Source organism: Bacillus sp. AFS001701 (genome assembly GCF_002559405.1).
In the GTDB taxonomy this organism is placed as follows: Bacteria; Bacillota; Bacilli; order Bacillales; family Bacillaceae_G; genus Gottfriedia.
This window is the reverse complement of the sequence record NZ_NTZO01000130.1, coordinates 1-11,250: the sequence shown is the minus strand read 5'-3', so window position 1 is coordinate 11,250 and position 11,250 is coordinate 1. Positions and strand designations below refer to the sequence as shown.

The 11,250-nt window shown below is 33.8% G+C and carries 10 protein-coding genes; 9 read left to right on the top strand and 1 reads right to left on the bottom strand.

Annotation, left to right across the window (positions count from 1 at the left end):
- On the bottom strand, nucleotides 1–388 hold a 388-nt coding region (gene mscL / locus CN514_RS10665; RefSeq protein WP_098232561.1), incomplete at its 3' end, for a large conductance mechanosensitive channel protein MscL.
- Between the two features lie 151 nt (nucleotides 389–539).
- On the opposite strand from mscL, the gene msrA reads away from it, so the two are divergent.
- From msrA to CN514_RS10620, 9 genes are all read left to right on the top strand, one after another.
- The gene (gene msrA, locus CN514_RS10660) at nucleotides 540–1,487 is read left to right on the top strand and encodes a peptide-methionine (S)-S-oxide reductase MsrA (protein ID WP_286141638.1); all 948 of its coding nucleotides are present in this window, start codon (nucleotides 540–542) and stop codon (nucleotides 1,485–1,487) included.
- A gap of 279 nt (nucleotides 1,488–1,766) precedes the next feature.
- The gene (locus CN514_RS10655; RefSeq protein ID WP_098232559.1) at nucleotides 1,767–1,994 is read left to right on the top strand and encodes a hypothetical protein; all 228 of its coding nucleotides are present in this window, start codon (nucleotides 1,767–1,769) and stop codon (nucleotides 1,992–1,994) included.
- A gap of 170 nt (nucleotides 1,995–2,164) precedes the next feature.
- On the top strand, nucleotides 2,165–3,436 hold the full coding sequence (locus tag CN514_RS10650) for an MDR family MFS transporter (RefSeq protein WP_098232558.1): 1,272 nt from the start codon (nucleotides 2,165–2,167) through the stop codon (nucleotides 3,434–3,436).
- A 287-nt stretch (nucleotides 3,437–3,723) separates the two neighbouring features.
- Complete coding sequence (locus CN514_RS10645) at nucleotides 3,724–4,824, top strand: D-alanine--D-alanine ligase (protein WP_141437846.1); 1,101 nt, start codon at nucleotides 3,724–3,726, stop codon at nucleotides 4,822–4,824.
- Nucleotides 4,825–4,904: 80 nt separating this feature from the next.
- Nucleotides 4,905–6,287, top strand: coding sequence for a UDP-N-acetylmuramoyl-tripeptide--D-alanyl-D-alanine ligase (locus CN514_RS10640; RefSeq protein WP_098232557.1), 1,383 nt, complete (start codon nucleotides 4,905–4,907; stop codon nucleotides 6,285–6,287).
- Between the two features lie 419 nt (nucleotides 6,288–6,706).
- The gene (gene cshA, locus CN514_RS10635; protein ID WP_098232556.1) at nucleotides 6,707–8,254 is read left to right on the top strand and encodes a degradosome RNA helicase CshA; all 1,548 of its coding nucleotides are present in this window, start codon (nucleotides 6,707–6,709) and stop codon (nucleotides 8,252–8,254) included.
- 125 nt (nucleotides 8,255–8,379) lie between these two features.
- On the top strand, nucleotides 8,380–9,345 hold the full coding sequence (gene uvsE / locus CN514_RS10630) for a UV DNA damage repair endonuclease UvsE (protein ID WP_098232555.1): 966 nt from the start codon (nucleotides 8,380–8,382) through the stop codon (nucleotides 9,343–9,345).
- A gap of 25 nt (nucleotides 9,346–9,370) precedes the next feature.
- A complete protein-coding gene (acpS, locus tag CN514_RS10625) occupies nucleotides 9,371–9,724 on the top strand; it encodes a holo-ACP synthase (RefSeq protein WP_098232554.1) in 354 nt (117 codons plus the stop codon).
- Between the two features lie 346 nt (nucleotides 9,725–10,070).
- On the top strand, nucleotides 10,071–11,090 hold the full coding sequence (locus CN514_RS10620; RefSeq protein ID WP_098232553.1) for a LolA family protein: 1,020 nt from the start codon (nucleotides 10,071–10,073) through the stop codon (nucleotides 11,088–11,090).
- Nucleotides 11,091–11,250 lie beyond the last annotated feature (160 nt).

The following is an 11,250-nucleotide window of genomic DNA, read 5'->3' as shown; positions in this document are numbered from 1 at the left end:
AGCTTATACCTTTTTGATTTGAAACCTGTTCTTTTAGTAAATCACGTATTTCAATAAGAAGAGCTTCTTCTTTAGTAGGAACAACAGGTTTTGCTTCTTCTACTTCTTTCTTTCTAAATGAAAGTCTATTAATTAATCGAACAAAGAAAAATACTGAAATTGAGATGATAAGGAAGTCGACTACTGTTTGGATGAATGAGCCATATTTAATCTCATGATAATGCCAAGCAGTTAATTTTTGTTTTCCTATGATAAGTGCAAAAATAGGCATCATAATATCAGCAACTAAAGAAGATACGATCTTACCAAAAGCACCCCCAATAATTACCCCGACTGCTAAATCAAGTACATTTCCTTTTAAAGCAAACTTCTTAAATTCTTCTAACATCTTATATCCTCCTGTGTAATTATCGTATAAGTTTACATACAAATCTTAATTTTTTCAAGTTAGCAATTGGTCTTTTTTAAGCAAAAATATTTATATCACCTTCTAGATATGGTAAATATAATTAATGACAATTTTTAGGAGGAGTAAAGGTATGGGCACAGAATTAGCTACATTTGCTGGTGGATGTTTTTGGTGTATGGTAAAACCGTTTGATCAACAGGACGGAATTATAAAAGTTGTTTCAGGCTATACAGGTGGGGAAAAAGAAAACCCAACATATGAAGAAGTATGCACTCATTTAACAGGTCATTATGAAGCTGTTCAAATTACATTTGATCCAGAAGTCTATCCGTATGAAAAATTATTGGACTTATTTTGGCAACAAATTGACCCAACAGATGTAGGTGGGCAATTTAATGATCGAGGTAGTTCATACAAAACTGCAATTTTTTATCATAATGAAAATCAAAAAGAGCAAGCTCTAGCTTCGAAAGATAAACTAGAGAAAAGTGGCGTTTTCAAGAAACCAATTGTGACTGAAATTTTATCTGCAAAACCATTTTATGAAGCAGAAGAATATCATCAGCATTATTATAAAAAGCACCCGGTTCGTTACCAACTTTACTTTAAAGGATCTGGTCGTCAAAAATTTTTAAAGGAACAGTGGAAAACGGGCCAAGAGGAGCTTAAGCAAAGACTAACACCAATCCAGTATGCTGTTACTCAGGAGGATGCAACTGAACCACCATTTAGAAATGAGTTTTGGAATCATAAAGAAAAAGGAATTTATGTTGATATCGTATCAGGGCTTCCTTTGTTTAGTTCATTAGACAAATTTGATTCAGGCTGTGGATGGCCAAGTTTTACAAAGCCGATTCTAAAAGGTGAAATTGAAGAGAAGAAGGACTATAGCCATGGAATGTTACGTATTGAAGTCAGAAGTTCTGAAGCTGACTCGCATCTAGGGCATGTATTTGATGATGGACCTGGACCCGAGGGACTTCGCTACTGCATAAACTCTGCGGCATTAAGATTTGTTCCATATGAAAAAATGGATGAAGAGGGCTATGGTAATTATAAGAGTATCTTTCTTAAATAGTCTCTAAGGATATTTAACTAAATACGGACTAATTGAAATAATTTTAATTTGAACCGAGATGACTATCGTCTCGGTTTTTTTGTTTGTTTATATAGAAGGGGGATGTTATTTGTCTAATCTTATTATTAGTTTCTTAATATTGTCCAAATATTTTCTAAAAAGTTTTCTGAAAATATTTACAATTGCGAAATAAGTGTGTTAATATAAAAGTGTCACAAAGTTGTCACAAATTAGGTATTGTAATTCACAAAAAAGACGAAAAACAGGAGGTTAATCATTATGAAGCGAACTGATTATGAAATCGTTGAAACATATACTCAATATTCTGGTATTGCCTTTTTTATTGGTCTAATTCTTTTTTTACTATATTTCACTGGAAGCGGTTTCTTACATACGGGCGTAAGCTTAACGGTGAGCATAGTATTGATGGGCTCTTGTTCAACCTTATTTCTATTAGGTACTTTTTTGGGATTGATGTTCTCAATTTCTTCAAAAGAACAAGCTTAAAAGTTAAAAAAAGAGTGGGTGTTCAAATGGCGATAAGTCAATTTGAACGCCCTTTTGTTTTGTATAACATATTTTATCGGATACGTGTATAAAGTAATTTGAAACTTAAAATTCTTCCGATACGATATAAAATATGGAAGTTATGATGCACTAGGAGGTGCCGCTTAAGGATGAATTTTTTTAAAAAGTTAAAAGGTATGGATCGTAATGTATGGATTCGAGTGATTGGAGAAACGATTACGAGTAGTGCAATGATGATGCTTATGCCATTTTTTGCACTATACCTAGAAGGAAAAGTTGATTCAATGCTAAAGGTAGGATTTATTATGTCAATTTCACCTATAGCATCACTATTTGGTTCGATGGCTGGTGGTAGACTGGCAGATTTATATGGTCGAAAACGTATGATGGTTTTTTCGACGCTTGGAACATCTCTTATTTTAGTATCCTTTGCTTTAGCAGAAGGCTATACAGCATTTTTAATTTTATCAATTTTACTAGGTATTAGTAATTCGTTCTTTAGTCCAGCAGCTTCTGCTATGGTAGCTGATGTTACTGAACCAGAGAAAAGAACTGAAGCATATGGATTATTAAGGGTTGGAAGTAATATAGGTACTGTGATCGGTCCGTTATTAGGAAGTTCAGTTGTTTACTTTTCGAAAGATAGTTTATTTTATATTGCAGCAATCACTTTAGGACTTTATAGTATTGCACAATTAATTCTATTAAAAGAAACACTTCCTGCAGAAAAGAATGCTAAAGAAAAGAATGAAGTAACGAAAATACCTTTTAAAAAGGTTATGAAAATCATTAGATCTGATAAATTATTAATTTTTTACGTAGCTACAGGCGTGATTATTTCAATGGGTTTCTCACAAATTGAAGGAATGCTACCACTTTATTTTAAACAAACCTTTCAATCTCATTTTGGTATGTGGAATCCTTACCCGTTTTTAATGTCGCTTAATGGATTGTTAGTTGTTCTTTTGCAATTTCCGATTTCAAGTTATTTATCGAATCGTTCAATTGGAAAAACGATGTTTTATGGAACCATCTTATTTGGCTTAGGTATTTTATCAATCGGCCTTGCACCTCCATTATTACTTACAGTTGGATTAGGTAAGTGGATGATTCTATTTTTCTTGGCAATAATCTTCATATACTACACCTTTGGAGAAATGGTCATGTCACCAGTTCAAATGACATTTGTGGCGAATATTGCACCTGAAGATTTAAGAGCGACCTATATGGCGGTTGGTAGTATGAAATGGACGATTGGTGGATTTCTTGGACCTTTATTAGGTGGATTTTTATTTGATTTAAAACTTGGAATATGGCTTTTTATAATTCTTGGAACAGGAGTTGTTCTTTCAGGAATAATGTATCGCTCACTTGATGAAAAAGTAGCGATTAGAGATAATCAACAGGGTATAGCGCAATAGTTCTCAGGACGCATGTTTCTTTGTTATTTCGTGAATTGAGCAGTGCTTATTGCTCTTTTCAGACTGCCCGAAAACGCTTGCCATCAGTCTCTGAATTCAAGTTTTTGTATTCTTGTCTATAAACTAAGTATAGCTTAAGTAGAGCTATGCTTTTTTTAGTTGTAAAGAAATCACAAAACAGATATCATTGCATATGTTGTAAAGAAAAATAGGTTTCTACCCATAAAAGCTTATACACATTTGTATAAAGTGGTACAATAGGGAGAGCAAAAAATAGTAGGGGGAACATCATGAAGATTAAGTTAGGATTATTATATGGCGGTAAATCTGCTGAACACAAAGTATCATTACAAACAGCTTTTGCCGTTATTTCTGCTTTAGATCACACAAAATTTGATGTGTATCCAATTTATATAACAGAACAAGGCGAATGGTTACAAGGGAAACAAATTGAGGGGAAAGTAGAAAGTGTTGCAGCTTTAAAATTCTCAAATGAAGATCAACATGTAAATGAAATCGCTCCTGTCGCGTTAACTTCATCAATTATTCCTGCAGCTTCAAATCAAGATTCAACTGGCCCAGTTGACGTTATTTTCCCATTATTACATGGACCAAATGGTGAAGATGGAACAGTTCAAGGTTTACTTGAGCTATTAAATATTCCTTATGTAGGAAATGGTGTATTAGCTTCAGCGGCTGGTATGGATAAAGTGATTATGAAAAACTTATTTGCTCAAGCTGGAATTCCTCAAGCTAAATATGTACATTTCTTAAAAACAGAGTGGAAATCAAATGCAGAGTCTTGCTATGAAGTAGTCGAGAAAGAATTAGGCTATCCTGTATTTGTTAAACCTGCAAACTTAGGTTCAAGTGTTGGTATTACGAAAGCTAAGAATCGTGAAGCATTAATGGCTTCATTTGAAGAAGCATTCCAATTTGACCGTAAAATAATTATTGAAGAAAATATTGTTGGACGTGAAATTGAAATTGCTGTATTAGGTAACGATCAAGTTGAATGTTCTGTTGTTGGCGAAATCAAACCATCAGTAGAATTTTATGATTATACTGCAAAATATGAGAGTGGCGATACTGGTTTAATTATCCCAGCTCCAGTAGAAACTGAAACATATGAAAAAATTAAGCACTATGCAGAAGTTGCGTTCAAAGCAATCGATGGATCAGGCTTAACTCGTGCTGATTTCTTTGTAACAGAAGATGGTGGCGTATTAATGAATGAAGTTAATACAATGCCTGGATTTACTCCTTTCAGTATGTATCCTCAATTATGGCAGGCTACTGGATTAACATATCCAAAATTAATTGAAAAATTAATAGACCTAGCAATTGAACGTTACGAACAAAAACAACAAATTAAATATAATATTTAACAATTGAAAACACTATTCATGGTTGAATAGTGTTTTCATGTGAATAGAAGAAAAATGCTATAGAAGAGGAGTCGGTGACAATGTCAATCGTACGTACTTTATCTCAAATCGTTAACATGATCCCTGGTAGCGAATTAAAGGGTGAAGATTTAACAATCAACGGAGTTTCAACAGACTCTCGTATAGATTTAAATGGAAAATTATTCATACCCCTAATCGGTGAAAAATTCGATGCACATCAATTTTTACCTCAAGCAATTGAAAATGGTGCTAGTGCAGTGCTTTGTTCTAGAAAGTTTTCAAATGTACCAACTAACGCATCTGTCATCTTAGTGGATGATACTCTAGTAGCATTACAAAAACTGTCTAAATCATATTTAAGTGAGTGGAATGGTAAAATAGTTGGTATTACAGGAAGTAATGGGAAAACATCGACAAAAGATATTTTAACAAGCATTCTTTCAGCAAAATATAAAGTACATAAAACACAAGGGAACTTTAATAATCATATCGGACTTCCGTTAACAGTATTAGCGATGTCAGAAGATACAGAGGTTGCTGTCTTAGAAATGGGTATGAGCAATTTTGGAGAAATTGAATTTTTATCTAATTTAGCTGAACCTGACGCGGCAATAATTACAAACATCGGTGAGTCACATATGCAGGAACTAGGCTCAAGAGCCGGGATCGCAAAGGCGAAGCTTGAGATTGCTAGCGGACTATCAAAGAATGGATTACTTGTCATTAATGGTGATGAATCATTATTAATCGAAGGTACAAAAGACAAAAACTTAATCTATACAATCGAAACTTTTGGTTTAAGCGAAAGCAATGATGTATATCCAACATTTATTGAAATGAATGAATCTGGTAGTGAATTTGAAATAAATAAAGCTAAAGATGTCCGTTTCAAATTGGGCGTACTAGGCAAACATAATATTAGTAATACAATGGCAGCTATTGCAGTTGCGAGAAAGTTTTCATTAACATGGGATGAAATTAGTTCTGGTATGCAGAATTTAGAAATGACAAAAATGCGTATGGAACTATTAAAGAATGAAAAGGGAATAATAATTATTAACGATGCCTATAATGCAAGTGTTACATCTATGAAAGCGGCTCTTTTATTTGCTTCAGAACTAAAAGGTTATAATCGAAAATTTGTAGTGTTTGGCGACATGTTAGAATTAGGTGATCAAGAAATTGCTTTTCATGAAGAAATTGGAGAAGAAGTTGTAAATCTTCATTTCGATTTTCTTTATACTTTTGGACCATTAAGTAAATTTGCAGCAACATCAGCCTTTGAACAAATGGACTCTTCAAGAGTAAAAAGCTTCGAAGATAAAAATAAGTTAATTGAAGATTTATTACTACAAGTCCGACCAAATGACCTAGTATTAGTTAAAGCTTCTAGGGGGATGAAATTAGAAGAAGTTGTAAATGCGTTACTAAATCAGGGGTAGGCATATAATCAGGAAGGGAAGGCGGGATAAGAAGGGATAAAAAGTTTTCCTTAATTCCATTCGTTCTGCCCTTCGCTTCTGGTATGTAAAAATATACGAAGTGAAAACTTTATACGCGTAATTTAATAAATGAAAACTGTTCGTAATATAAGGGATGAAGAAGGCTAAAAACATGATTTTATGGCGAATTTAAAGATAATTTTAGGGTAAAATATAGTTTGGAAACCAAATTGTTAGAAAATAACTTCATTTGCTTTTTAGATAGAATGTCCGTATAATGGGTAGATATTGTTTCCTTTTCATGATACTTCGGACTATTGTTTTCCACTAAAAACGAACCTTCCATATGAAACAGTCACGAAACATATAATTTTTTAAATTTTTATAGATCAATTGAGATACAAAGGAGATTAACCAAATTGACAACATTTCAAGAATTAGGATTAAGTAGTAAAATCCTGTTTGCGATTGAAAAATTAGGCTTCGAGGAAGCTACACCAATTCAAGCGCAGACTATTCCATTAGCAAAACAAGGCCATGATGTAATTGGTCAAGCGCAAACTGGTACTGGTAAAACAGCCGCTTTTGGTATTCCATTACTAGAAAAAATTGATGTAGATAGTAACAATGTCCAAGGACTTGTTATCGCTCCTACACGAGAACTAGCTATTCAAGTTGGCGAAGAATTACACAAAATCGGTATGAATAAAGGTGTAAAAATCCTTCCGATATACGGTGGACAAGATATTAATCGTCAAATGCGTTCTTTAAAAAAATTCCCACATATTATTGTAGGAACTCCTGGTCGTATTCAAGACCATATTAACCGTCGTACAATTCGCCTAAACAATGTAAATACAGTTGTATTAGATGAAGCGGATGAAATGTTAAACATGGGATTCATTGAAGACATTGAAGCGATCTTAAAAGAAGTTCCAGAAAACAAACAAACACTTCTTTTCTCTGCAACTATGCCTGACCCAATTCGTCGCATTGCAGAAACTTTCATGACAAATCCACAAATCGTAAAAGTAAAAGCAAAAGAAGTTACAATGCCTAACATTGAACAACATTTTATTGAAGTTCAAGAAAAGAAAAAATTTGACGTTCTTACACGTTTATTAGATATTCAAACACCAGAATTAGCTATTATTTTCGGTCGTACAAAACGTCGTGTTGATGAATTATCAGAAGCATTAAACTTACGTGGATATGCTGCAGAAGGTATTCATGGTGATTTATCACAAGCGAAACGTGAGCAAGTACTTCGTAAATTTAAATCTGGTTCAATTGATGTTTTAGTTGCAACTGATGTAGCAGCTCGTGGATTAGATATTTCTGGAGTTACACATGTATACAACTTTGATATTCCACAAGATCCTGAAAGCTATGTTCATCGTATTGGACGTACAGGACGTGCTGGGAAATCAGGTATAGCGATGTTATTTATTACTCCTCGTGAGTTTAATCAATTAAAAAATATCGAACGTACAACTAAACGTCGTATGGAACGTATGACTCCACCTACATTAGACGAAGCAATTGAAAGTCAACAACGTATCATTGCTGAAAAATTAACTTCGACTATGGAAAGTGATAATTTAGCATTCTACAAACGTATTGCAGAAGAGTTACTTGAAGAGCATGATTCTGTAAGTGTTGTAGCTGCAGCTTTAAAAATGCTAACAAAAGAGCCAAATGAAACACCAGTTCGTTTAACTGATGAGCCACCAATGGTCAAACGTGACCGTGGCGGACGCGGAGGAAACGGTGGCGGTGGCGGCGGATACCGTCGTGGCGAAAATAGACGTGGCGGTGGAGATGGACGTCGTAGCGATAATCGTCGTGGAGATGGACGTCGTGGAGACCGCGATAACCGCGGAGGAAACTTCCGTGGCAAACGTAACGAAGGATCTCGTGATAACAACCGTGGTGGACAACGCAAACCACAAGACAGTAGTAAATAAGTAACTAGTTAAGGTATATGGTGAAATCCATGTACCTTTTTTGTTTATAATTTTATTTTCTCGTAATGTGTGAATTTTGGTAGATTTCATACACTAACTAAAAACGTATGAGAGTTGGAATAAAAATGTTAGTAAGACTTGGATATGTCGCAATGAGTATGAATTTACAAAACGCCTCACCATCAAAAACAATGACGGTTACACAGTTTTTAAAACAAAAGGATAAAGATGCGGCGATTCGTAAGCTAGAACAAATTGCTAAAACTAATATTAATAACTGTCTAAGACTACTAAAGCACAACAAAGCACATGATATATCTTTTTTTCGCCTGAGCAGTAAATTAATCCCTTTAGCAAACCATGAAGAAGTAGCAGACTGGAATTACATAAAGCCATTAAAGGAAAGTTTACTTGAGTTAGGTAAATTTGCAATTACGAATGAAATGAGGATTGATTTTCATCCGGATCATTTCGTAATCTTAAATTCAACTGATGAAGAGCTATTAAAAACATCGGTGAAAACCTTGAAAATGCATTATCAGCTTTTAAAAGCGATGAAGATTAATACAGAACAACGATGTGTACTCCATATTGGCGGAGGGTATGATGATAAGGAAAAATCCCTGGAACAATTAATAGAGAATTTTAGCATTGTTCCTGCGCAAATTCAAAAAATGCTAATGTTTGAAAATGATGATACTACCTTTACGTTTGATGAAACCTTATTTGCCTGTGAAAAATTAGGAGTTCCACTTGTATTTGACTATCATCATCATCTAGTTAATCATACAAATGAAGATTGGATACAAAATTGGGGTTATGCAGTCGATACATGGAAAGCTTCAAACTTGCCTATGAAAATGCATATATCAAGTCCTAGAGATGAGAAAGACATACGTGCTCATGCTGATTTTGTGGACCCTAACATGTTTATTACATTTTTAAATGAAATTTATGGCTCGGTTAGGCAAATTGATTGTATGATTGAAGCAAAACAAAAAGATAATGCACTATTTCAATTAATGGATGATATGAAAGCCCATCCGTCTATTGAAAAAATTAATGATTCAAGCTTTTATTTTAAACCGTAGTACTTGAAAGTTAGGGTGTGGAAATATGATCGTAGGTATTGGATTAGATCTAGTAGAAATTGAACGAATGAAAGAAATTATTAGCTCGCAGCCACGGTTTGCGAAAAGGATTTTAACTGAATCAGAATATGAAATATACGAAAATTTATCAGAACGAAGAAAACTTGAATTTTTATCAGGAAGATTCGCCGCAAAAGAAGCTTGTTCAAAAGCTTTTGGAACAGGAATTGGGAAGGAATTAGGATTTCATGATATTGAAATCTTAAATGACGAAAAAGGTAAGCCTGTTTTATCCGTTGATTTGCCGTTTATACCGTTTTTATCAATTACGCATACTGAACATTATGCTGCTGCTCAAGTGGTCTTACAGCAAATATAATACCCTTTTAAACAGTCACTCCTTTGAGTGGCTCTTCTTTTTTTTGTACTCGATGTAGTTGCTAAATTTTAAGGATTAATTAATATGTGTAACTACACCATTGTCTTCACTTACAGCCCTCGGTGATCAGCGTGTTTTCTTTAAATTTTTTAAATTAGCTTGTCATGCTAGTCTGCATATTTTAGAGCTTGACCTCATATAGTTTCATGAGGATATGAGAAGCAAGGTTGCAACGTGCATGAATAAATCTAGATTTTACTTCTAAGCTACTCGCGCACATTTATTCATAAGCCTTTGCATAAAATTCTCTTTTTTACAATTTAAGAGGAATAAAGGAGCTGGGGAGATGAAGAAAAAGCTTGTAGCGATGCTTTTAACAATCATGTTAGTACTATCATTGGCTGCATGTGGCAAGAAATCGAAAGATGATGTTGTAGGTTCACTTAGCAATCAGATGGAAAAAATGAATGGCTATAAGGCTGATGCAACATTAACAATTAATAATGGTAATGATCCTCAAAAGTATGAAGTAGTCATTTGGCATAAAAAGCCTTCCTTCTACCGCGTACAATTAAAGAATGCTAAGAGTGATCAAAATCAAATTATTTTAAGAAACAAAGAGGGTGTGTTTGTTTTAACGCCAGCATTAAATAAAAGCTATCGCTTCCAAAGTGATTGGCCATCAAACAGCAGTCAGCCATATTTACCGGAATCATTAGTTAATGACTTAGTACAAGATAAGAATGCAACGTTTAAAACAACTAAGCAAGATTATGTGTTTGAAACAAAAACTAATTACACAAATAGACAATTGCTCCCAACACAAGAAATTACGTTTAATAAAAAAGGTCTGACACCTGAATCAGTAAAACTATTAGATACAGATAAGAATGTTGTGTTGGATGTTAAATTCGATAAAGTACAATACAATGCGAATTTTGATAATGATGCTTTTGATGTGAAGAAAAATATGACAAGTGCTCGTTTAAGTGTACCTACATCAACAAATCCAAATAATGATCCAAATTTATTAGTTACACTTTACCCTAATTATTTAATGAAGGGTGTTGTGTTAGATGATCAACAAGAAGTAAAAACAGACAATGGTGTTCAGGTTATACTTTCATATAAAGGTGATAAAAAATCGTTTACTTTAATAGAGGAAAAAGCGCGAATTTCAGAGTCTGGAACAACGATGGAAATCACTGGTGAACCAGTAGATTTAGGTAAAACGGTAGGAGCATTATCAGATAAGATGATCACATGGTCTTACGGTGGTACAGATTTTACGATTGTTTCTAAAAACTTAACTCAAGGTGAGTTAATTCAAGTTGCCCAATCAGTCGGAGATACAGGCACAAAATAATATTTTTTTTCAAACTTAAAAGGGCGTGATGATGCTTTATCACGCCTTTTTAAATGTTAAATAAACTATAAATGAGTAGTATATTGGTTGACATTTATAGTAAAATAAGCAAATAATTTTACAAATATAAAAAAAGAGTAATGGGTAAATCGATAAGGAA

What these genes read in the sequence shown, in the direction of transcription:
- uvsE (WP_098232555.1), top strand. Translation starts at nt 8,380, where the DNA reads ATGTTAGTAAGACTTGGATATGTCGCAATGAGTATGAATTTACAAAAC.
- msrA (WP_286141638.1), top strand. Translation starts at nt 540, where the DNA reads ATGGGCACAGAATTAGCTACATTTGCTGGTGGATGTTTTTGGTGTATG.
- CN514_RS10620 (WP_098232553.1), top strand. Translation starts at nt 10,071, where the DNA reads ATGAAGAAAAAGCTTGTAGCGATGCTTTTAACAATCATGTTAGTACTA.
- CN514_RS10655 (WP_098232559.1), top strand. Translation starts at nt 1,767, where the DNA reads ATGAAGCGAACTGATTATGAAATCGTTGAAACATATACTCAATATTCT.
- CN514_RS10640 (WP_098232557.1), top strand. Translation starts at nt 4,905, where the DNA reads ATGTCAATCGTACGTACTTTATCTCAAATCGTTAACATGATCCCTGGT.
- CN514_RS10650 (WP_098232558.1), top strand. Translation starts at nt 2,165, where the DNA reads ATGAATTTTTTTAAAAAGTTAAAAGGTATGGATCGTAATGTATGGATT.
- acpS (WP_098232554.1), top strand. Translation starts at nt 9,371, where the DNA reads ATGATCGTAGGTATTGGATTAGATCTAGTAGAAATTGAACGAATGAAA.